The organism is Oceanospirillum sediminis (genome assembly GCF_014164585.1).
Classification (GTDB): Bacteria; Pseudomonadota; Gammaproteobacteria; order Pseudomonadales; family Halomonadaceae; genus Oceanospirillum; species Oceanospirillum sediminis.
In genome coordinates, this window is record NZ_JACJFM010000010.1 from 127819 (window position 1) to 149185 (window position 21367).

Here is a 21367-nt window from a genome sequence, read left to right on the forward strand (position 1 = left end):
ACGGGGTTATCGGGTTTTCGCTCAGGATTAACTAGCATGGGAATGCAAAAAGGCCGCCTGATGTTCAGGCGGCAAGGCTCATACAACAAGTGTAAATCACCTGAAGGAGTAGAAAGGAATAGCAGTGTTAAAAAACTTTAGTCAGAGACAGTCTTAGCTGATGCCCTTCAAAAGTATCTGTTGTTGAATATTCTTTATAGGCGGCCACATTAATACCTGCCATGTACTGAGGCCAAAAATAACCGCCTTCAATTCCTAGTGCATGTCGTTCGGCAGTCCCTTTACCCTGCTCCCAGTCAGAGTAACCGGCCAAACCAATTTCTACGCCATTATCCAGCTTATAGCCCAGGCCGTATTCCATCAAAAAACTATCTTCTACGTCGTTATCATCAGCTATTTCATAGCGTGATAACACACTAAGAGAATACGTTTTGCTGTTATCCAGATACAGAGTTCCGCCCAGTGTTAACATTAGCTCGCTATAGCCCTTACCTGCTGCTGCCGCGCCTTTATCTTGGCCGGTTGGGCTCCAAATACCGGCACCCACCACAGAATCCCAGTTGTCACCGTGCCAGCTTAAAGCTCCGCCAGCAAAGAAGTCGCCCAGCCCGGTATAGTCATCCTTCACCATATTGCCTATATTCAGATCGGTACTGACCATCGGTAGAATAGTTTCTAGCAACAGTTCACCATCCAGAATCTTTTCTTCTGTTACCCAGATCAACCTATGCGCGATAGCATTGACGGTCACTTCACTGTTATTTGGCAGGTTATCCGCATCATCAGCGTTATAATGTACGCCGTAGGCTTTGTAATACATCCCAGGGCCTGGCGCTGAAGCCGCCTTAATTGCTTCAATGCCTGGCACATAGTGTTGATTCGCCTGAGCCGATAAAGACCCGGCAAGTAATAAAGGAAGAATGAGAGCATTTTTTTTATTGTTATATTTCATGTGATTTCCTCACCTTTTACATTTTGATAGTGCACTTCAAATAATATGGAACAGACACAGTACCGTAGTCAGCTTATTACTTTCTAATACCATTGAAATCATAGATTGATACCTTTAAGGTATTATTCAGGCATTGGAAATATAGGCTTAAAACCAAGCTGGAACCCAGGATTGACTCAGGTGCAATATGGATCTACGTAAGCTGAAATACTTTGAGGCGGTGGCCGAAGAGAAACATATTGGCCGGGCAGCAAAGCTGTTACATATCTCTCAGCCACCATTAACCCGACAAATTCATCAGCTGGAAGAAGAGCTGGATGTTGTGCTGTTCAATCGTACACCTAAAGGGATGGAGCTGACCGATGCCGGTGAACTGTTTCGACAGGAAGTCAAAAATATTTTTGCCCTGATTGACCAGGCGACGGAGCGCACTCAGAAAGCAGGTCGAGGAGAGTTGGGCCGCCTGGACATTGCAACATTTGGCTCTGGTATTCTGGATTCTATCCCCCAAGTGCTACTTGCCTTTAAAAAAGCTTATCCGGAGGTCAGTATCGTACTGCACCAGATGGACAAAGGAGAGCAAATTAAAGCTCTTAGACAAAAACGTATCAGTTTGGGGTTTAACCGGATCCTGTCCCCTTTGCCGGATATTCGCTCAGAGCTGGTGACAACAGAAGCGCTGCTATTGGCCGTCAACACCAGTGACTCTATGGCAAATATGACTCATGTACCCTTTGATAGTCTAAGAGATAAGCCCCTCATTCTTTATCCGACAAGCAACCGTCCCAGCTTTGTGGATAAAATTTATCGGCTCTGCCAGCTATCGGGTTTCAGTCCGGTTGTTTCTCAGGAGGTCGGTGATGCAGTCACAGCCGTAGCCCTGGTTGCCAGTGGCTTTGGTTCATGCATCGTACCGGAGTCCGCTACTGTGCTGAGCTTACCCGGTGTAATTTATAAACCCTTTATTAATGCCCCGGACGAATCCTCTGTAGATCTTAGCTGTATATACAGAAAAGGCGATAACTCGCCTCTGTTAAAAGCTTTTCTGAAGATAGTGATTCATTACAGAATGCAAAATAGCAAACAGGTTGTCACAAGGTAGCGTGACAACCTGTTCCGGGTGATATTCAAAGTAGATCAGACCGAGTCTCGCGCTCTGGTCATCACTTGCGACATTTTGCCGATAATTTCGATATTCAGATCACTGCGCGGATAGATCCGGCAGGCCAACACACGACCGTCCTGTTCTTCTTCTGCGCTAATATGGCTGCGACTCATCACTTTGCTGCGATAATCGCCCTCTAGTACATGAACCTTACAGATACCACAGCCACCACCACGACAGCCCAGAGGAATGCCTTTTATCCCCAGCCGGGCCATACCGTGTAGAACTGATTCATCGTTATTACAACAAAAACTCTCACCCTGTTGTGTCAGCTCGATCTTATAGCGTTCAGTCATAAGGGTTTCCTTATGGGGTTAAGCTACTGAGTGTAAGCTAAGCGCCCAAACATAAATGAGTCGACATTTTCCGGTCGGAGTGACCGGAAAACGTGAGGTTTATGCTGAAAATGGCCGTACAGCGGCTTATTGAGTAAGCAGTCCCCGCTCTTTTGCCATTGTCATGGCGGTGTCCTGAATCATATCTTCCTGACCACCAATCATTTTCTTGCGTCCCAGTTCCACCAGTATATCTCGGGCCGGCACACCAAAGCGTTCTGCCGCACGTTTGGCATGAAGCAAGAAGGTCGAATACACACCCGCATAGCCCAGCGTCAATGAATCTTTATCAATACGTACAATATGATCCATCAGCGGGAATATAATCTCATCAGCAATGTCCATTGTTTTAAACAGATCAACACCGGTTTCAATTCCCATGCGTTCACAAACTGCGATAAACACCTCAAGAGGAGTATTACCAGCACCAGCACCCAGACCGGCCACAGAACCGTCGATCCGACTGGCACCTGCCGCAATGGCAGCGATGGAATTAGAGATACTCAGCCCCATATTGTGGTGGCCGTGAAAACCAATCTCTGTTTCAGGGTTCAGTACATCACGCAGCGCAGATACCCGCTCGGTGACGTCGTCCGGCAGCATAAAGCCTGCTGAGTCAGTGATATAAACGGTATGCGCACCATAGGACTCCATCTTTTTTGCTTCCTGAGCCAGAGATGTGGCATCAGACAGATGCGACATCATCAGAAAGCCTGTGGTGTCCATACCCAGCTCACGAGCATAAGCGATATGCTGTGGTGAGGTATCGGCTTCCGTGCAATGAGTGGCTACGTGTACACTGCGGGCACCGGCATTATAAGCTGACTGCAGCTCTTTCATTGTGCCAAGCCCAGGCAGCAGCAGCACAGACACGACCGCTTGCTTCATCTGGGAAGACACCGCTTCGATATACTCCTCGTTACTGGCCATAGCAAAGCCATGCTGCAGAGAGTTACCGCCTAAACCAGCTCCGTGTGTAACCTGAATATAAGGCATACCGGCCTCATCCAGTGCAGTGGCGATCTGAACCATCTGCTCCACTGAGATCTGTTCTTTTTTTGCATGCATGCCATCCCGCAGACACATGTCGTGCAGGATGACTTTACGTCCTTTTAAATTGCTCATCAGGCTTCCTCCACAGAGGGTTTTTCAGATTCCTGTGCGGTAACAGGCTTCAGGGTCATGGTGCCTGCCAGAATCTCTTCAGCAAACATCTCAGCGGTACGGGTTGCTGCTGCAGTCATAATATCCAGATTACCAGCGTATTTAGGCAGGTAATCACCCAGACCTTCCACTTCCATAAAGACCGCGACTTTGTTGCCATCAAAAGATGGACCATTGACCAATTTGTAACCCGGTACATACTTCTGTACCTGCTCAATCATTGTCAGTACCGACTTCGTGATCTTCTGCTGATCTGGCTCACCTTCTGTCAGACAGTAGATGGTATTACGCATAATCATCGGAGGCTCAGCCGGATTAATAATGGCCAGTGCTTTACCTTTCTTCGCACCACCAACCACCTCGATGGCATTAGATGTGGTATAAGTGAACTCATCTAAGTTAGCACGGGTGCCTGGGCCTATGGACTTCGATGATAGGCTGGCGATAATCTCAGCGTATTCAACATCCTGTACCTGGGATACAGCGTTCACAATAGGAATCGTCGCCTGACCAGCACAGGAGATCATATTAACGTTCATCTCCACTTTTTCAGCATGCTGTTTCAGATTGACTGGTGGTACACACAGAGGGCCAATCGCTGCAGGTGTCAGATCAATCATCATGACTCCCAGCGCGTTCAGCTTGCGGCTGTTTTCAGCATGGACATAAGCACTGGTAGCATCGAAAGCGATCTGGATTTCATCTTCCAGTACATGGGGCAATAGACCATCAATGCCCTCTGCTGTTGTTTTCAGTCCCATTTTAGCCGCTCGGGCCAAACCTTCGGACTCAGGATCAATACCTACCATCCATACCGGTTCCAGGTATTCACTGCGTTTGATTTTGTAGATCAGATCGGTGCCGATATTGCCTGAGCCGATCAGAGCGCATTTGATTTTCTTCATACTTTTTATCTCCTGACCGGTTTACTCAATGGCAAACTTGGTTTTACCACCCACATAAAATTCAGCATTTTTATGTTCAGTAATTAAAATACGCACCGAGTTTTTATCCACTTCCAGAGTTTCAGCGACAGCTTCAGATACGGCTTCAGCCATTTTGGCTTTCATCTGGTCAGAGCGGCCTTCCAACAGGTGCATCTCAATAATTGGCATGGATTATCCTCATTCACCAAATTTTACGGAAACACTGCCCAGTTCCTGGAAGCGGGCGGTCACATAGTCGCCGGGCTGCACTGCAACGGCCGCAGTAATACCTCCGCTCATCACAAAACTGCCTGCAGGCAGCTCTCGATCCAGCTCTGCCAGAATATTAACCAACATGGCGACGGCTTCGGCAGGGTGCTCCATAACCGCTGCACCTGCACCCATTTCGACCATTTCACCATTTTTCTCCAGCACTACACCCAAGGTGTCCAGCTCCAGTTCGTTGGCATAGCGAGGGCGGCCACCGCCAACAAAACGGGCAGAAGAGCTGTTGTCGGCGACCACACTTTCCAGATCAAACTTAAAACCGGCAAAACGAGAGTCGATCACTTCAATGGCAGGCATGACATAATCTGTGGCGGCCATGACCTCTGCGGCAGTACAATCGGGGCCTGATAGGGGGGCTTTAGTGACAAACGCAATTTCACATTCCACACGAGGGTGTACCAAATCAGAGGTCGAAATCACTGAGTTTTCTGGTCGTGCCATCCGGTCGGTCAGAAAGCCGATGGTAGGCTGCTCAACACCCATCTGCTTCATTTTTGCTTTTGAGGTAAGGCCCGCTTTCCAGCCAATCAGTTTATGCCCCTGCTCCAGAAAACGCTCCAGTAGCGCCATCTGAATAGCATAACTGTCCGCCATAGCCAGTTCAGAGTATTCGTTCGTTAGCTTAGGAATGGCATAAGCTCGAGTTTGAGCCCCTTCAACACGCTCACACAGCCGGACCAGAGTATCTCTATCTATTGTGCTTCTCATACGGCGCTTCTCCCAGTAAAACGAACACTGCAGCTACCCAGACCACCGACGGTGCATTCCAGCTCATCACCATCCTGTACTGAGACCAGTTCAGATTGAGAGCCGGACAGAATCACCTCACCAGCTTTAAAAGGAATACCCAGTTCACCCAGTGTATTCGCTAACCAGGCCACGGCATTAACCGGTGAGCCCTGCACGGCAGCACCAACGCTGGTAGAGTACAATTCGCCGTTTTTACGCAGTACCATACCCGCCAGTGTCAGATCCAGTTTTTTCGGATCGCCTTTAGCATCACCCAGTACATACACACCACATGAGGCATTATCCGCCACGGTATCCTGAATTTTGATTTTCCAGTCGTTGATGCGGGAATCGACAATCTCAAAACAAGGCACCACATAATCTGTTGCACGGATCACATCCATCGCGGTGACGCCCGGCCCGTTCAGGTCTTCCTTCAGGACAAAAGCCAGCTCTGCTTCTGCTTTAGGCTGGATCAGGCCATTCAGATCCACCACATTGTCACCCTTGATCTCCATCGCAGAGGTCAGAATGCCAAAGTCAGGCTGGAATACGCCCAGAAAATCCTGTACCGGGCGGCTGGTAACACCGATCTTTTTACCCACTACCGTTTCACCGGCAGCTAGGCGCTGAGCCATAAAACGCTGCTGAATCTGGTAGGCATCTTCCAGGGTGATATCCAGGTCACGCTCGGTAAAGGGCTGGATAGTACGGCGTTCCTGATACGCCTGATACAGCTCATCACCGAGCTGATCAATCATGCTTTGTTCCATAGTGATATTTCCGTTCGATAAAGATGTTAGAGCTTGATGCAGACGTTACGCATCTCGGTATAGAACTCCAGAGAGTGCACACCACCTTCACGACCAATGCCGGATTGGTTGGCACCGCCAAACGGTGTACGCAGATCACGCAGGAACCAGCTGTTAACCCAGGTCACACCTACATCGATTTTCGCCGCCATACGATGAGCGCAGCTCAGATTCGTCGTCCAGATTGTGGTAGACAGGCCATACTGGTTGTCATTGGTTTTAGCGATCACCTCTTCTTCGGTATCAAAAGGTGCGATATGGCAGCAGGGACCAAAAATTTCTTCTTTAACCACGGAGGCGGTTTCAGGCAGGCCAGTCCAGATAGTGGGCTCTATCCAGTTGCCCTCTGCCAGTTCCGCAGGCATATCAGGAATACCGCCACCAGTGACAATGGTGGCGCCTTCGTCTTTGGCCTTTTGGTAGTAAGACAGCACCTTGTTCTGATGCTCTCTACTGATCAGCGGGCCATAATTGGAATCGCTATCCGTTGGACGCCCATACTTCACCGCTTCTGCTTTCTGTTTCAGCGCGTCAACAAAGCGCTCAAAGATAGGACGCTCCACGTAGACTTTTTCAGTACCCAGGCAGACCTGACCACTGTTCAGAAATGCAGAACGGAAGATGCCATCAACGGCAGCATCAAAATCAGCATCGGCGAAGACGATACCAGCGTTTTTACCGCCCATCTCAAAGGAAACATCGCGGGTGCCTTCTGCTGCCGCCTTCATAATGGCAGTGCCGGTACGGGTTTCACCGGTAAAGGTAATCGCATCTACATCCAGGTTCTGCGTCAAATACTCTCCGGCAGAATCCGGGCCAAAGCCATGTACAACGTTGTACACACCTTTTGGAATACCAACACTGTTCATCACTTCACCCAGTAGTGTCGTGGTTAACGGTGTTTCCTCTGACGGTTTGACGACAACAGTATTGCCGCACGCCAGAGCGGGTCCCACTTTCCAGGTCATCAGCAAGAAAGGCGCATTCCAGGGTGAGATAACCCCAATGACGCCTTTAGGTACGCGCAGAGCATAGTTAAGAGCACCACGACCATCTGGTGTCGCCATTTGGAAGCTTTCTGCAGGTACATTCTTGATAACATCAGCAAACACTTTAAAGTTTGCCGCACCTCGTGGAATAAATGCGTGAGTCATCACATGATGAGGCTGCCCGGTATCGGCCATTTCTGCCTCAACAAAATCATCAAAGCGACGAGTAATCTCATCTGCAACACCGTAGAGCAGGTCTACCCGCTGTTCAGTGGTCAGTCCGCCCCACTCGCCATTCAACGCACGCTTTGCTGCTGCGACAGCCCGGTCAACGTCGGTCCGACCAGCTTCAGCGATACTGGCAATCAGGGTGTTATCAACAGGAGAACGTTTATCAAAACGTTTCCCGGAATCGGAAGGCGAAAAAGCCCCATCAATGAAATGATTAATCTGTTGCATATCGGGTTATCTCTGTAATGGGCTATAACAGGATGAAAAAGGTGTGGCGACAAACATCACCCGCATAGGCGCATGTCTGCCGCAAAAAGCAGATATCTAAATCAGGTCACTACCGTCAGGAAGGTTTCGTGCAGTTTACGCTGTGGATAATCCAGTCCCTGAGGGAAGCTATCCCAGGTCCAGGTAATGGTTTCGTAATCTGGATAAGGGTGATAACCACCCATAAAGGTTTCAAAACGGTTGCCAGAAGGGTCCCATGCATAGATCGTGCAACCACGAGTAATACCATGACGGGTTGGGCCAATATCAACCGCAACCTGATTCATCGACATAATATCCCCGGCCCGTAACACTTTTTCCCAGCTATCCATAAGGAAAGATATATGATGCAGCTTGCCTGGCTCTGGATGCTCAACAAAAGCGATATCGTGTACCTTATGAGAACAGGACAACCACAGGGCCACTTCGGCATCGCCTCCTTCAGACAGCACACGTTCAACCAGGAAGAAATCGAGTATGTCTTCAAAAATCTTCTTGTTCTCGGCAATATTAGGACCGTAGAGCAGCATATGATCTAGCCGGACTGGCGCAATGCCGTTTTCACTGGCCTGGTTCCAAGGGCTGGGATTCATGGAAGGCAAACCATTTCCCACTGCGGTTTTTTCGGCATATAGTTCCATAACATGACCGGAAGGCAGATCAAATCTTACTCGCTCACCGGTTTCCAGCAGATCACCTGCAGGCATACGAGTTGTGTCTACGCCGTGCTCCTTCAGCCGGACTTCCAACTGCTCCAGAGATGTGTTATCCAGCACCTTAAAACCAAAGAAGTCGATACCCGCCTGGTCGGATTCCCGCAGAACCAGACTGTGATGATCCCGTTCGTCCCAGCACTTAAAGTACACTCTGCCATCTGAGTCTCGTCCTGTTTCTACCAGACCCATTACGTCACCATAAAAGTGTACGCTTTCCTCTAGATCCAGCACCCGAATTTGTACGTGGCCTGGTCTTAGCACACCGGTCATTGCCATGATAAAACTCCGTTCTTTGACTTTTTTTGTTATAGGACATCAGGGTGATTACGCTGCCAGCACCCTGAGTTTATCTTTAGTTCTCATCAGATTCTTAATGCTTCAGGCATCATGCTATCGCCTGCCCTGGATACCATCTAATACCATTTTATTGTTGATTAGATACTTTTAAGGTATTGAAATAGAAAAAAACGGTCTACACAATGCAGCATGTAGGCCTGTTGATGGAGATAGTGGATCTGGTAGTGAGGGTGATGAGATTAAAAACGGAGTGATATACGACGTGTCAGGTTACAAAAAACCGGGCTATAAAGCCCGGTTCAAAGCTGAGAACAATAAAGCGGTAAAGGGCTTAGCAAACGTCTTTTTATGGCTGCCTGAATTTTCAGTCTGTTTATTCAACTGCGCTTCTTGGCGCTGCCCTGACGGGCTTTAAAGCGAGGGTTGCTTTTACAGATAACGTAAAGGCGCCCCCGGCGCTTAACAACCTGACAATCCGGGTGACGTTGCTTTGCTGTTTTTAATGAGCTTAGAACCTGCATTGATCTGTCCTGATACTGTGAGCTGAGGCGTAAAATGTGAGTGGAATAGCAACCAGCGAACGTGGATTAATCCTTTTTCAGGCCACGATTGCCAAAGCGCTGTTTGAAACGCGCCACACGCCCTTCGTTGCTGACTTTACGCTGTTCATCGGTATAAGCCGGATGAGAAGCACTGGAAACATCCAGATTCATCAGAGGGTAGGTTTTACCGTCTTCCCAGACAATCGTGTCCGTTGGTTTGCAGGTTGAACGAATGCGGAAGGTTTTGCCGCAGCTACCGTCACGGAACACAACGTAATCATAATCCGGGTGGATGTTCTTCTTCATGGCTATCTGTATCCTAGTATTCTCTATAGTGTATGTTATAACGTAACTTTTAATGCTATTAAAAACTATTATCATTAGCATGTAAAGTGCGGCAAGGTTTTTAATCTATAAAAAAGACCGGGTAAACTGATAGGCCTAACTCTCTTTTGTCGAGAAATAAAAAAGCCGGACTATAAAGCCCGGCTTAAAGCTAAGAACAACAAAGCGATAAACGCTTTAGCAACACTGCCCTTACAGCAGCTTGCTGATATCTTTCGCATCCCAGTGAGGGAAATGCTTACGAATCAGAGCATTCAGCTCCAGTTCGAATGAGCTGACAGGACCGGCTGCGGTCTGTTCACCCTGCTCTGCAGCCGTTTCGATCATACCTGCGCCAACTGTGACGTTGCTCAGGCGATCAATAGCGATAAAACTACCAGTGAAACGGCTGTCCTGATAAGGATCGAATACCACAGGCTTGGTCAGCTCGATGGTGACCAGAGCAATACCGTTCAGTGGCAATTCATCCACAGAAGATTTTTCCAGAGTGTTAACGTCGATCTGGTGCTCGATTTTCGTAACATAGCCACTGGTAAAGTCAGTACCGACTTTAAAGCCGTATTCTTTACCAATCTGCAGCGGTGCTTCATGCATCCATACCAGGTGTGCCTGGAAGGCATTACTGATTTGTGCGTCTTTACCGGATTCAACCAGTACATCACCACGGGAGATATCAATCTCATCGTTCAGTGTGATGGTAACTGCCTGACCTGCGTTTGCCTGTTCCAGTTCTCCATCATAGGTGACGATGGATTTTACTGTACTGGTTTTACCAGATGGCAGCGCCGTTATCGGTTGGCCTTTTTTCACGGTACCGGCGGCGATGGTGCCGCAGAAACCACGGAAATCCAGATTCGGACGGTTCACATACTGTACCGGGAAACGCAGATCCTGCAGGTTGATGTCGTGACTGATCTCAACATTTTCCAGGATATCCATCAGCGGCTGTCCCTGATACCAGCTCATCTGAGCACTGTTTTCAGTGACGTTTTCACCTTTCAGCGCCGATACCGGTACAAACTGTGTATCCGGCTGATTCAGGGCTTTAGCAAACTCTTTGTAGTCGGCAACGATTTCGTTGAAACGCTCTTCAGAGTATTCCACCAGGTCCATCTTGTTCACGGCTACGATCACGTGCTTAATACCCAGCAGAGATACGATGTAGCTGTGACGACGGGTCTGAGTCAGTACACCATGACGGGCATCGATCAGAATAATTGCCAGAGATGCAGTCGATGCACCGGTCGCCATGTTACGGGTGTACTGTTCGTGTCCCGGAGTATCTGCAATGATGAACTTACGCTTATCGGTAGAGAAATAGCGATACGCTACATCAATGGTGATGCCCTGCTCACGCTCAGACTGCAGACCGTCAACCAGCAGGGCCAGATCAATTTCTTCACCGGTGGTGCCGCTTTTTTTACTGTCTTTGCTCAGCGCTGCCAGCTGATCTTCATAGATCATTTTTGAGTCGTGCAGCAGACGACCAATCAGGGTGCTTTTACCATCATCTACACTGCCGCAAGTGATAAAACGCAGCAGGTCTTTCTGTTCGTGTTGCTTCAGATACGCTTCAATATCTTCGGCAATCAGGTCGGACTGGTGAGACATCTTGTTTCCTCAATATCCTGAGCTGATGTTCTGACAGATCTGTGGCAGAACATCAGGCTGAAATCATGGGTTTCTGTGGCCTGATACAAAGGCCTCTTCAGAGTCAGGCTCTGAGATCAGAAGTAACCTTCACGCTTTTTCTGTTCCATCGAACCGGCTCCGTCGTGATCGATCACACGGCCCTGACGTTCAGAGGTGGTGGCCAGCAGCATTTCCTGAATAATGTCAGGCAGAGTAGCCGCTTCAGATTCCACCGCACCGGTCAGTGGGTAACAACCCAGCGTACGGAAGCGAACAGAGCGCATTTCAGGTGTTTCACCCTCTTCCAGCGGCATACGGTCATCATCAACCATGATCAGAGTGCCATCGCGCTCAACCACAGGACGTTTCGCTGAGTAGTACAGAGGTACAATCGGAATCTCTTCCAGATAGATGTACTGCCAGATGTCCAGTTCTGTCCAGTTAGACAGTGGGAACACACGAATGGATTCGTCTTTGTTCACCTTGCTGTTATACAGGTTCCACAGCTCAGGACGCTGACTCTTCGGGTCCCAGCGGTGGAACTTGTCACGGAAGGAGTACACACGCTCTTTAGCACGGGATTTCTCTTCATCACGACGAGCACCACCAAAGGCGGCATCGAAACGGTACTTGTTCAGAGCCTGCTTCAGAGCCTGGGTTTTCATGGTGTCCGTGTATTTACGGCTACCGTGGTCAAACGGGTTGATATTCGCCGCGCGACCTTCTTCGTTGGTGTGCACAATCAGATCCATGCCGGCTTCTCTTGCCATCTTGTCACGGAACTCGATCATTTCGCGGAACTTCCAGGTGGTGTCCACGTGCATCAGTGGGAACGGAGGTGTTCCCGGGAAGAAGGCTTTACGTGCCAGATGCAGCATGACGGCAGAATCTTTACCGACAGAATACAGCATGACAGGGTTATCAAACTCTGCGGCTACTTCCCGAATGATATGGATGCTTTCTGCTTCCAGCTGTTTCAGGTGCGTCAGGCGTTCGGGCGATATCATGGTGATGATCCACTCCTGCTAAAAAGTTAAAAAACCGGACGGATAGCTTATCCGCTCCATCCGGTTGGAAATCTGTGGGTTTATTCCGTGATGCTGCCGCTGATTCTGCATTGAGGTGTACGCTATGGACACCCGGTTAATCCGGCAGTGTTACTCGTTTCCTGCTGGTATAAAGGCTGAATACTTCAGCTCCACTGTTTCAACCTTGATCTGCCATCTGGTGAGGACAGATACTACGGATTTTACGGTTTCAGTGACCAGTCTGTTACGGGCGCAATAACCCTGTGATGGGCGTAGTAAAAACGGAATCCTTAATTACGTCAAATTATTTAAAATAATTTGTTGATAACATTATGGTATAAGCGAGACCATTATGACAGTCGACAGACATGGCTTTCAATTCGACCATCTGTTGTCAGATAGAGTTGTCGGTATCCTGGGTTTAACTTGCTATCAAGCTGGAACTCATTGATACCAGAAGCAAACTGGATACTGGTCGCCGGTGAGGTATAGAGTGTCAACCCCTGATGACAAATCGTGTGTGCCTGATGAACATGGCCACAGATAACACCTCTGACTTGTGGGTACTGGCTCAGGGTGTGCCATAGCCAGCCCTGATCTCGCAGTGGAATACTATCGATTCCACCGATATGTTCGTCATCGTCCATGCTGGTCTGATGAGAGTTACCCTGTCTTTCAGGCCCAACCAGTAAGGGTTGATGATGCAGAGCGATAGCCTGCCATTGTGCCTGAGGTGTTGCCAGCTGTTGTTGTAGCCATTGTTGTTGTTCCGTGTTCAGTTCTCCGTGGGGAGAACCGGACTGAGAGTCCAGCAGTAACCACTGCCATTGACCCAGAGTGACACTCTGATGAATCGGGTGCAGCTGCTCCATCAGGGTGGTGTCATCGTGATTGCCTGGTAACCAGTACCAGGCAGTACCAGTTGACTGCATCAGATCAAATAACATGCGATAGCTGGCTTCAGACTCATCCTGGCTCAGATCACCGGTCAGCAGAAACAGATCCGGCCAGCCGTTTTGTCCTATCCGTTCTATGATGCGGACCAGGTTCTGCCAGGGATACTGGCCTTTAAATTCTGCCTGTGGATCTGCTAACAGATGCAGGTCTGTCAGCTGAATAACAGACAGGGTGGAATCAGGACGTGTAGTGTCAGTGTTCAGGGGCATTGCGGTTTCTTCCGGAGAGGGGAATCAGTAAGGGAACGTGACCGGTTCAGCGCTATGGCCAAACTGTTGTAAATGATTCAGCCATTCAGCCAGAAACTGATTGATCTGCATTTTTTCATCCGGCTGGCGCATCCGGGGATTCGGATAACGGTAGCGGCCATCAAAATGACGTTGTTTCTGATAGCCGACCACTTCTGCCAGACGGGCGTCATGATACATACGCACACTCAGTTCAGGTTGCTGTAACCAGCCACCCCAGTCATCCTGATGCCAGATGCGTAACAGCGTGGTGTACTTACTGCGCTCCGTCACTTTAATGGCCAGATCGCCGAGATGCATGGCATTATCGCTGACAGTAAACTGCCACTGATCATTCTCATCCAGATCCGGCAGTAGTTTCAGCAGTCGAATATAATTGCCTTCACACTCTGCCATCTGTTTTTTCAGATCAACCACATAGGCTTTTTTCTTCAGCCAGGGATTAGGATTGTCTGTTACCGGCATATCACTCTCCACAGAGGCTCATGATGCTGAGCACCATTGTGTACGTAATCTGTCCCGGTTCAGCTGTAACCACTGCAGCGCAATAATGGCCATAGCGTTATTGATAACGCCATCCTGCAGTGCCTGGATCGCTTCTGCGTAACTGACCAGCTCAACCCGGATATCTTCATTTTCTTCGTCCAGCCCATAAACGCCTTCCCTGACCTGAGACGCGTCAATCATACCGCAATAGAGTTCAATCTGCTCATCCATGCCACCGGGGCTGACCCAGTATTTCATCAGAAACTCCAGCTGCTCAATAGTACAGCCCGCTTCTTCCATAGCTTCACGTCGGACGACATCTTCTGAACTTTCTCCGGCCTCGGTCATACCGGCAACAATTTCAAACTGCCAGGGACTTTGTTGCTCGTCGTACAGTGCGCCCGGACGAAACTGCTCAATTAACAGGATCTGATCGCGACGGGGATCATACAGCAGAACACCAACGGCGTTGCCCCGGACAAACACTTCGCGGGTGAAAGCGTTACTCCATTGCCCGGAAAATGTCTTATGTTTCAGAGTCAGCTTTTCCAATCGGAAAAAGCCCTGAAAAGCGACTTCACGCTGTTCAATGGCAGCATCACTGCGCTGAAAATGCGGACTGAGCCTGCTGTTGGACGAGGATTGTAAACCCGGTGCTGTTTTCTGAGTCATAGCATCTCCGTGAAATCATGACGAACTTTCAGAATAGCAAGTTTAATCCCTCTCAGAAATCACCTTCTATACTTACAGGTAGATAAAAAAATGGATCTGCGGATCAGCCTGCCATTTTTTCCGGCCTGTACAGAATCTTATTCAGGAGGCGGTCATGGCATTTGTGCAACTGAACTATCTGGATGTTCGTCCTCTGGCACTGTTTGCCGGGGCAGAGGGGAATCTTCCTGCGCTGAAAGCCTGCCTGCTAAGTGCCAGGCGGCAAAGCGCACGTATACGCCTTTTTCTGGGTAATGGATTAGGCGCATTTGGCCATAGTAATGAAACGTTGTTTATTCTGGAAACTCAGTGTACCTGGCTGGTGAAAGGCCAGCATGAACGTCAGATTCTGAAAGAAGCCGTTGGCGAATATGATCTCTATTTCAGTAACACCTCACTGGAAAGAGCAAAGCACAGTCTGAGTCCTGCGAATAAGGCTCTCCTCAGACACTGGACTGATCTGGTCAGGGTGGAGACGCCCAATGGTGCTTTACTGGCTTGTTATGGCACACCGGATTATCTGTTGCCGGATACTCTGAATGTCTATCAGCTGGATAAAGACAGAATTCTGGCCTGGCTGAAACAGTTTCATTGTCAGGGACTAGTGGTTGGCAGTGACAGCCAGCCGTGGATTGAGCACCTGAAAGATGGCTATTTTGTTGCGTCCTGTGGTGCTTGCGGTTTTGCCAGTCTGAGCGGGCAGACGGATGTCCACTTCTTGATGGTTGAACAGTTTCGTAACCGCCTGATTCCCAGAGTTGACCGGGTCACTTACGATGCCAGCGACTGGATCAGTCAGCTCAGAAGAGAAGGGTTACCGGAAGTAGTGACCTATCCTATGCTTAAAGGTCTTCCTCCACCAGACGATTATTATTCATGAACATTTTGTCTGTATTGAGGACAAATCATTAATTGTGATAATAAATTCTGACAGTAATATGGCAATTTTTTGCATAGGATCAATGTCTGAGTCCTGAATAAACGCGATATTGATCGCCCTCTGAGAAGTGTCAGATGCTTTAACAGACGGGTTTTATCGTATTTAAACAGGATGTTTTTACGCTTTTTCACGCAATAATAATAATGATAGCGACTGAATAATACGGTCAGGAAATAACACCATGAACAACCTTCTCGGTAACATTAAAATCAAGTATAAGCTCTGGGTCATCATTGTCCTGATGGCTATGGGTACGGCTATACTGATCAGTGTTTCTCTGATGTCTCTGAAAGAGAATCTGCTGGAAGACCGCAAACAGAAAACAAAGCATGTCGTAGAGACAGTGCATAGTTTTCTGCATTATTACTATGAACTGGAATCGACCGGTAAGCTAAGTCGGGATGACGCTCAGAAGGCAGCCCGTGCTGCGATTGAAAAGCTGCGTTATGACCAGGATGAATATTTCTGGATCAACGATATGAATGCTGTCGTGATAATGCATCCGATTAAACCCTCACTGAATGGCAAAAATCTCAGTGGCCTTAAAGATGCCAATGGCAAACAGATTTTTACAGAATTTGTCGGCACGGTAAAACAATCCGGTGAAGGTTATGTGGGATACCTGTGGCCTAAACCAGGCCATGAGGAGCCTCAGGCTAAAATCTCCTATGTTAAAGGGTTTGCTCCCTGGGGCTGGATTGTTGGTAATGGTATTTATCTGAATGATATGGATCAGATTTTCTGGGACACTCTGGTGCACTACTCGATTACCGTGGGTATTCTTAGTTTACTGATTGGTGGTCTGGCGCTCTTTATTATTCATATGATCACTGTTCAGGTGACTACCCTGAAAAATACGATGGTGGCGGTTAAAGACTCTGGTGATTTGCGTGAGCGGGTGGATATCAATACTCGTGATGAGCTGGGCGACATGGCGGGTTCGTTTAACCATATGATGGATAAGTTCCAGAATATTGTTACCTCTGTTGGTACATCAACAGGGCAGCTGACCCATGCGATTGATGAGATGAGTCGTATTACTGAGAGTACGACCGAAGGAGTCGCCCGTCAGCGATTGGAAACAGAGCAAAGCGCTGCAGGCATGAATCAGATGGCCGCTTCTGCCCAGCAGACAGCGGGTATTGCCGAGCAGGCCAGTGAAGCAACACGCAGTGCGTTTGAACAGACTGAAAACGGTTTACGCATTGTGGAAGAGGCTACGCGCAGTATTGAGGAACTGGCGGTAGATGTGCAGAAATCTAGTGATGTGATTAATCAGCTGGAAGAGCATACCGCTAAAATTGAAAGCATCCTGGATGTGATCGGAGGTATTTCTGAACAGACCAACCTGCTGGCACTGAATGCGGCGATTGAAGCGGCGCGGGCGGGTGAACAGGGACGCGGTTTTGCGGTAGTTGCGGATGAAGTTCGCCAGCTGGCACAACGTTCGGCGGAATCGACACAGCAGATTCAGGAAATGATTCATGAACTGCAGAATCGATCAAAAATTGCGGTATCTTCCATGAATACCAGTCGGGAAAAAGCTCAGGAAACGGTTGCAAAAGCAGCCGAAGCCGGGGAATCTTTCCGTACTATTGCCGATTCGATGGAGCATATCAGTTCGCTCAATGCCCAGATTATGACAGCGGCAGAAGAGCAGAGTAACGTAGCAAATGAGATGAGTCAGAATCTGGTATCAATCGCTTCCGTATCAGAAGAAACTGAAAGTGGTACTAACCAGATACGTGCTTCAGGGCAGGATCTGAAATCCAATGCTCATTCCCTGAATGGGCTGATTAAACAATTCACCACATAACGCATATCACCACATAACGCATATGGCAGAATGGCTGAAGCAGGACAGCTCAGGTGGCCGCACTGACGAGTTGCCTTCTTCAGATCTGTTGTATGTCCTGGCTATGATATAAAGCCTGTGAGGCGTTGATTCACAGGCTTTTTTTATTCTTTAATATCTTTTTACCCCTATGTATGCAGCAGGTTATTTTCAGATGTGGAAATAGCCAGCATTATATTTTTTGATCTCTTTCAGGAAGTGGTTACTAAGCAGTATGAAAGGTCGCAATATGCAACGCTGGCGTGATCCGAAAAAAGATCCGCGCAACGAAAGGAAAACTAATCTGATTACACCTGAGGGCTATCAGGCGCTGGAAGATGAAAGAAACTATCTGTGGAAAGTTCGCCACCCGGAGCTGGCTCAGAAAGTTCAGGAAGCGGCAGCTCAGGGAGACCGTAGTGAAAACGCGGACTATACCTATAACAAACAACTGCTGAATAAGACTCTGGGGCGTATACGCTTTCTGGATAAACGGCTGGATGCTCTGACGGTTGTGGATCAGAAACCGGAGGATCAGACGCGTATCTTTTTCTCTGCTCAGGTGGAACTGGAGCGTGAGGATGGAGAATTGATGACACTGCGAATTGTCGGGCCGGATGAAGCCGATCTGAAGCAGGGCCGGATTAACATTGACTCCCCTCTGGCCAGAGCCCTGTTAGGCAAAAGCCTGGATGATGAGGTTCGGGTACAGACGCCGGAAGGAGAACAAATCTACTATGTGCTGGATATCTGTTATCCCTGAAAACTCCTGCAATATGATTTTTCTCTCTCTTTTCTGGCCCTTATCGGGCCAGTTTCTCCCCTGTCTGGCGTTGATAGATAAAAACAAAAATTGAAATTTTTAGTTCTGCCCATATCCAGATATATAAGTGAATAACAGCCGGACCGCTCACAGGCTTTATTTTTTACATGTCTGGAAAAAGTATTTTGATGTTTTCCCATTCGTATACGGGTAACAGACGGACGTCTTTCAGAGTATTTTTATTCAGGTGTTTCGTTCGATATTTCATATATCCCCTGTGAGTTAATCTGAGTGTCTGGCGATGACTCAGGAAGTGTTTCTTATGTACGACCAGGATCAAGAATTAAAGCAGGATATACCATCTGACGATTTACAGGATAATGCTGAGAGAAACTCTGGCAGCCTGATTTTGCCTTCAGAAGCGTTGCCTGACCGTTTATATCTGCTGCCTATCCATAACCGTCCCTATTTCCCCGCTCAGGTTCAGCCGCTGATGATCAGTAAAAACCGCTGGCAGAGTACTGTTGAGCGACTGGCGGATACCTCTCACCACACCGTCGGTTTGTGCTATGTCGGTGATGTGAAGCCTAAGAATATTCAGGCACAGGATTTCAGTGTGATTGGTTGTGCCGCTAAGGTGCATAAAGTCTCGGTTGAAGGCGAAGGTATTCAGTTTCTGGCTCAGGGCCTGAGACGTTTTCGTATTAAACGCTGGCTGAGTCAGGAAGCGCCTTTCCTGGTGGAAGTGGAATACCCGACAGAAGAGATTGAAGATACGGATGAAGTCAAAGCGTATGCGATGGCGATCATCAATGCCATTAAAGAACTGTTACCTCTGAACCCTCTTTATGGTGAGGAACTGAAGCATTATCTGAATCACTTTGATCCCAATGATCCTTCACCTCTTACAGATTTTGCCGCCGCGATTACCTCTGGTGATGGCGAACCTCTGCAGGATATTCTGGATACGCTGCCGGTGCTGGAGCGGATGAAAAAAGTACTGCCCCTGCTGCAGAAAGAGCTGGATGTGGCAAAGCTGCAGAGTGAGATTCGTGATGAGGTGAATCAGAAGGTCAGTGATAACCAGCGTAAGTTCTTCCTGAAAGAACAGATGAAAGTGATTCAGCGTGAGCTGGGCATCTCTAAAGACGACAAAACCGCTGAAATTGATGAGTTTAAAGCTCGCCTGGAAGATCGGGTATTGCCGGAACAGGTGGCCAAACGGATTGATGAAGAGCTGCAGAAGCTGTCGGTACTGGAGACCGGTTCTTCTGAATACGGCGTCACCCGTAATTATCTGGACTGGATGACCAGTGTACCCTGGGGGACGACAACGGAAGATAATCTGGATCTGAAAAATGCCCGTGAAGTGCTGAGCCGGGATCATGATGGTCTGGATGATGTGAAAGAACGTATTCTGGAGTTTCTGGCAGAAGGTTCGTTCAAAGGCGAAGTCTCTGGTTCTATTCTGCTATTAGTTGGGCCTCCTGGCGTAGGCAAAACCTCCATTGGCCGCTCTATTGCGGATACTCTGGGGCGTCCTTTCTATCGCTTCTCTGTTGGCGGCATGCGTGATGAGGCTGAAATTAAAGGTCACCGTCGCACCTATGTCGGAGCCATGCCCGGTAAGCTGGTGCAGGCGCTGAAAGAGGTGGAACAGACCAACCCGGTCATTATGCTCGATGAGATCGACAAAATAGGTGCATCCTATCAGGGCGATCCGGCATCGGCATTATTGGAGGTGCTGGACCCGGAGCAGAACAGCGAGTTTCTGGATCACTATCTGGATGTGCGACTGGATCTGTCTAAAGTCCTGTTTGTCTGTACGGCTAACCAGCTGGATTCTATTCCGGGGCCTTTGCTGGATCGTATGGAAACGATTCGTTTATCCGGCTATATCGCAGAAGAAAAGCTGCAGATCGCTAAAAATCATCTGTGGCCGAAATTGCTGAAGCGGGGCAACCTGCTGAAAAAGCAGGTAGATCTGTCCGATGCAGCACTCAAGCAGGTGATTGAAGGTTATGCCCGTGAAGCGGGTGTGCGTCAGCTGGAGAAACAACTGCACCGTATTATCCGTAAGGCTGCCGTACAGCTGCTGGAAGAGGAACAGGACAGCGTCAAAGTGCATGCTAAAAACCTGGAGGATTACCTGGGTGCGCCGATTTTCCGCAAAGAACAGGTATTGAAAGGTGTGGGTGTCGTGACTGGTCTGGCCTGGACTGCTATGGGCGGCGCTACTCTGCCCATTGAAGCCTCTGTAGTACATAACAAGGGCCGGGGACTTAAGCTGACCGGTAAACTGGGTGATGTGATGAAGGAATCTGCTGAGCTGGCGATGAGCTTCACTGCCTCTCAGCTGGCAGCTCATGGAGTCGATGAAGATTTCTTTGATAATGCCGCAGTACACCTGCATGTTCCAGAAGGTGCGACACCAAAAGATGGGCCTAGTGCGGGCGTCACTATGACCACAGCACTCCTGTCTCTGGCCCGTAATCAGCCTTTACCCAGAGCGCTGGCGATGACCGGTGAGATCACTCTGACCGGGCATGTACTGCCGGTAGGTGGTATTCGTGAAAAAGTGATTGCTGCACGGCGCAGTAAGATTATGGAAGTGATTCTGCCCGCTGCCAATCAGAGAGATTACGATGAGCTGCCGGATAGTCTGAAAGAGGGCATGACAGTGCACTTTGCCAGCCACTACCAGGATATTGCCCGCCTGATCTTTAAGGACTGAGCATAAAAAATGCCGGGGCTGATATTCAGTCCCGGCAATGAGGAGAAAGCAGCATATGAGCTTTCTCCAGTCAGGAAATACTTAAATAAAAAGTATTCAGTGCAGAAACCATACTGTTCAAACCGGTCTTACACTGATTGCTATGTCGCCTTACTTAGTCAGCCCTGAAAAGCCCTTAATAGACGGTTTTTAAAACAAATTAGCTATTCAGGCATGGATCATTTCGACCAGGAGCGGTAAGCTGTGTCTTCAGTTTCTGGTCGAAAATGGCTCCGA

21 protein-coding genes are annotated in these 21367 nt (G+C 48.6%); 5 read left to right on the plus strand and 16 right to left on the minus strand.

The annotated features are described in order from the left end of the window. Positions 1-127: 127 nt before the first annotated feature. On the minus strand, positions 128-952 hold the full coding sequence (locus tag H4O21_RS10120) for a SphA family protein (RefSeq protein ID WP_182808747.1): 825 nt from the start codon (positions 950-952) through the stop codon (positions 128-130). A 187-nt stretch (positions 953-1139) separates the two neighbouring features. Between H4O21_RS10120 and H4O21_RS10125 the strand changes: the two genes are divergently transcribed. Next, complete coding sequence (locus tag H4O21_RS10125) at positions 1140-2054, plus strand: LysR family transcriptional regulator (protein WP_182808748.1); 915 nt, start codon at positions 1140-1142, stop codon at positions 2052-2054. 35 nt (positions 2055-2089) lie between these two features. Here the strand turns inward: H4O21_RS10125 and H4O21_RS10130 are convergent, their stop codons facing one another. From H4O21_RS10130 to H4O21_RS10200, 15 genes are all read right to left on the minus strand, one after another. Then, on the minus strand, positions 2090-2413 hold the full coding sequence (locus H4O21_RS10130) for a 2Fe-2S iron-sulfur cluster-binding protein (protein WP_182808749.1): 324 nt from the start codon (positions 2411-2413) through the stop codon (positions 2090-2092). 126 nt (positions 2414-2539) lie between these two features. Further along, positions 2540-3577, minus strand: coding sequence for a 4-hydroxy-2-oxovalerate aldolase (gene dmpG, locus H4O21_RS10135; RefSeq protein ID WP_182808750.1), 1038 nt, complete (start codon positions 3575-3577; stop codon positions 2540-2542). Then, a complete protein-coding gene (locus tag H4O21_RS10140) occupies positions 3577-4521 on the minus strand; it encodes an acetaldehyde dehydrogenase (acetylating) (RefSeq protein ID WP_182808751.1) in 945 nt (314 codons plus the stop codon). Before H4O21_RS10140 ends, dmpG begins: the two co-directional genes overlap by 1 nt. A gap of 21 nt (positions 4522-4542) precedes the next feature. Beyond that, positions 4543-4731, minus strand: a complete 189-nt coding sequence (locus H4O21_RS10145; protein ID WP_182808752.1) for a tautomerase family protein — start codon at positions 4729-4731, stop codon at positions 4543-4545. A gap of 9 nt (positions 4732-4740) precedes the next feature. Then, positions 4741-5538 carry a 2-oxo-3-hexenedioate decarboxylase gene (gene dmpH, locus H4O21_RS10150; protein WP_182808753.1) on the minus strand — a complete coding sequence of 266 codons (798 nt, stop codon included), beginning with the start codon at positions 5536-5538 and terminating at the stop codon, positions 4741-4743. Continuing rightward, the gene (gene dmpE / locus H4O21_RS10155; RefSeq protein WP_306667880.1) at positions 5535-6320 is read right to left on the minus strand and encodes a 2-oxopent-4-enoate hydratase; all 786 of its coding nucleotides are present in this window, start codon (positions 6318-6320) and stop codon (positions 5535-5537) included. The genes dmpH and dmpE overlap by 4 nt, the downstream gene beginning before the upstream one ends. A gap of 38 nt (positions 6321-6358) precedes the next feature. Then, positions 6359-7819 carry a 2-hydroxymuconic semialdehyde dehydrogenase gene (locus H4O21_RS10160; protein WP_182808755.1) on the minus strand — a complete coding sequence of 487 codons (1461 nt, stop codon included), beginning with the start codon at positions 7817-7819 and terminating at the stop codon, positions 6359-6361. A 101-nt stretch (positions 7820-7920) separates the two neighbouring features. Beyond that, the gene (locus tag H4O21_RS10165; protein WP_182808756.1) at positions 7921-8850 is read right to left on the minus strand and encodes a catechol 2,3-dioxygenase; all 930 of its coding nucleotides are present in this window, start codon (positions 8848-8850) and stop codon (positions 7921-7923) included. A gap of 398 nt (positions 8851-9248) precedes the next feature. Continuing rightward, positions 9249-9392 carry a type B 50S ribosomal protein L36 gene (ykgO, locus tag H4O21_RS10170; protein WP_182808757.1) on the minus strand — a complete coding sequence of 48 codons (144 nt, stop codon included), beginning with the start codon at positions 9390-9392 and terminating at the stop codon, positions 9249-9251. A gap of 66 nt (positions 9393-9458) precedes the next feature. After that, positions 9459-9719 (minus strand): type B 50S ribosomal protein L31, encoded by a 261-nt coding sequence (locus H4O21_RS10175; RefSeq protein ID WP_182808758.1) that lies wholly within the window; start codon positions 9717-9719, stop codon positions 9459-9461. Positions 9720-9950: 231 nt separating this feature from the next. Next, complete coding sequence (gene cysN / locus H4O21_RS10180; protein WP_182808759.1) at positions 9951-11369, minus strand: sulfate adenylyltransferase subunit CysN; 1419 nt, start codon at positions 11367-11369, stop codon at positions 9951-9953. Positions 11370-11485: 116 nt separating this feature from the next. Beyond that, a complete protein-coding gene (gene cysD, locus H4O21_RS10185; protein WP_182808760.1) occupies positions 11486-12397 on the minus strand; it encodes a sulfate adenylyltransferase subunit CysD in 912 nt (303 codons plus the stop codon). A gap of 371 nt (positions 12398-12768) precedes the next feature. Then, complete coding sequence (locus tag H4O21_RS10190; RefSeq protein ID WP_182808761.1) at positions 12769-13584, minus strand: metallophosphoesterase; 816 nt, start codon at positions 13582-13584, stop codon at positions 12769-12771. Between the two features lie 24 nt (positions 13585-13608). Then, on the minus strand, positions 13609-14088 hold the full coding sequence (locus H4O21_RS10195; RefSeq protein WP_220495604.1) for a DUF1249 domain-containing protein: 480 nt from the start codon (positions 14086-14088) through the stop codon (positions 13609-13611). Between the two features lie 18 nt (positions 14089-14106). Then, the gene (locus H4O21_RS10200) at positions 14107-14781 is read right to left on the minus strand and encodes an NUDIX domain-containing protein (protein ID WP_182808762.1); all 675 of its coding nucleotides are present in this window, start codon (positions 14779-14781) and stop codon (positions 14107-14109) included. Positions 14782-14935: 154 nt separating this feature from the next. Here H4O21_RS10200 and H4O21_RS10205 point away from each other — a divergent pair, with 154 nt between their 5' ends. From H4O21_RS10205 to lon, 4 genes are all read left to right on the plus strand, one after another. Further along, entirely contained in the window at positions 14936-15700 is a 765-nt protein-coding gene (locus H4O21_RS10205) for a hypothetical protein (RefSeq protein ID WP_182808763.1), read from the plus strand. Positions 15701-15941: 241 nt separating this feature from the next. Then, positions 15942-17576, plus strand: coding sequence for a methyl-accepting chemotaxis protein (locus H4O21_RS10210; RefSeq protein ID WP_182808764.1), 1635 nt, complete (start codon positions 15942-15944; stop codon positions 17574-17576). A 268-nt stretch (positions 17577-17844) separates the two neighbouring features. After that, positions 17845-18357, plus strand: coding sequence for a transcription elongation factor GreB (gene greB / locus H4O21_RS10215; protein WP_255487242.1), 513 nt, complete (start codon positions 17845-17847; stop codon positions 18355-18357). A 322-nt stretch (positions 18358-18679) separates the two neighbouring features. Beyond that, positions 18680-21091, plus strand: a complete 2412-nt coding sequence (gene lon / locus H4O21_RS10220; protein ID WP_182808766.1) for an endopeptidase La — start codon at positions 18680-18682, stop codon at positions 21089-21091. The last annotated feature ends 276 nt before the right edge of the window (positions 21092-21367 follow it).

Excerpts from the sequence above, each read along its gene's own strand:
- H4O21_RS10140 (WP_182808751.1), bottom strand. The coding sequence starts at position 4,521 with ATGAAGAAAATCAAATGCGCTCTGATCGGCTCAGGCAATATCGGCACC.
- dmpH (WP_182808753.1), bottom strand. The coding sequence starts at position 5,538 with ATGAGAAGCACAATAGATAGAGATACTCTGGTCCGGCTGTGTGAGCGT.
- H4O21_RS10160 (WP_182808755.1), bottom strand. The coding sequence starts at position 7,819 with ATGCAACAGATTAATCATTTCATTGATGGGGCTTTTTCGCCTTCCGAT.
- H4O21_RS10145 (WP_182808752.1), bottom strand. The coding sequence starts at position 4,731 with ATGCCAATTATTGAGATGCACCTGTTGGAAGGCCGCTCTGACCAGATG.
- H4O21_RS10130 (WP_182808749.1), bottom strand. The coding sequence starts at position 2,413 with ATGACTGAACGCTATAAGATCGAGCTGACACAACAGGGTGAGAGTTTT.
- H4O21_RS10200 (WP_182808762.1), bottom strand. The coding sequence starts at position 14,781 with ATGACTCAGAAAACAGCACCGGGTTTACAATCCTCGTCCAACAGCAGG.
- H4O21_RS10125 (WP_182808748.1), top strand. The coding sequence starts at position 1,140 with ATGGATCTACGTAAGCTGAAATACTTTGAGGCGGTGGCCGAAGAGAAA.
- cysD (WP_182808760.1), bottom strand. The coding sequence starts at position 12,397 with ATGATATCGCCCGAACGCCTGACGCACCTGAAACAGCTGGAAGCAGAA.
- H4O21_RS10210 (WP_182808764.1), top strand. The coding sequence starts at position 15,942 with ATGAACAACCTTCTCGGTAACATTAAAATCAAGTATAAGCTCTGGGTC.
- dmpE (WP_306667880.1), bottom strand. The coding sequence starts at position 6,320 with ATGATTGATCAGCTCGGTGATGAGCTGTATCAGGCGTATCAGGAACGC.
- ykgO (WP_182808757.1), bottom strand. The coding sequence starts at position 9,392 with ATGCAGGTTCTAAGCTCATTAAAAACAGCAAAGCAACGTCACCCGGAT.
- H4O21_RS10195 (WP_220495604.1), bottom strand. The coding sequence starts at position 14,088 with ATGCCGGTAACAGACAATCCTAATCCCTGGCTGAAGAAAAAAGCCTAT.
- greB (WP_255487242.1), top strand. The coding sequence starts at position 17,845 with ATGCAACGCTGGCGTGATCCGAAAAAAGATCCGCGCAACGAAAGGAAA.
- H4O21_RS10205 (WP_182808763.1), top strand. The coding sequence starts at position 14,936 with ATGGCATTTGTGCAACTGAACTATCTGGATGTTCGTCCTCTGGCACTG.
- H4O21_RS10190 (WP_182808761.1), bottom strand. The coding sequence starts at position 13,584 with ATGCCCCTGAACACTGACACTACACGTCCTGATTCCACCCTGTCTGTT.
- H4O21_RS10120 (WP_182808747.1), bottom strand. The coding sequence starts at position 952 with ATGAAATATAACAATAAAAAAAATGCTCTCATTCTTCCTTTATTACTT.
- dmpG (WP_182808750.1), bottom strand. The coding sequence starts at position 3,577 with ATGAGCAATTTAAAAGGACGTAAAGTCATCCTGCACGACATGTGTCTG.
- H4O21_RS10175 (WP_182808758.1), bottom strand. The coding sequence starts at position 9,719 with ATGAAGAAGAACATCCACCCGGATTATGATTACGTTGTGTTCCGTGAC.
- cysN (WP_182808759.1), bottom strand. The coding sequence starts at position 11,369 with ATGTCTCACCAGTCCGACCTGATTGCCGAAGATATTGAAGCGTATCTG.
- H4O21_RS10165 (WP_182808756.1), bottom strand. The coding sequence starts at position 8,850 with ATGGCAATGACCGGTGTGCTAAGACCAGGCCACGTACAAATTCGGGTG.
- lon (WP_182808766.1), top strand. The coding sequence starts at position 18,680 with ATGTACGACCAGGATCAAGAATTAAAGCAGGATATACCATCTGACGAT.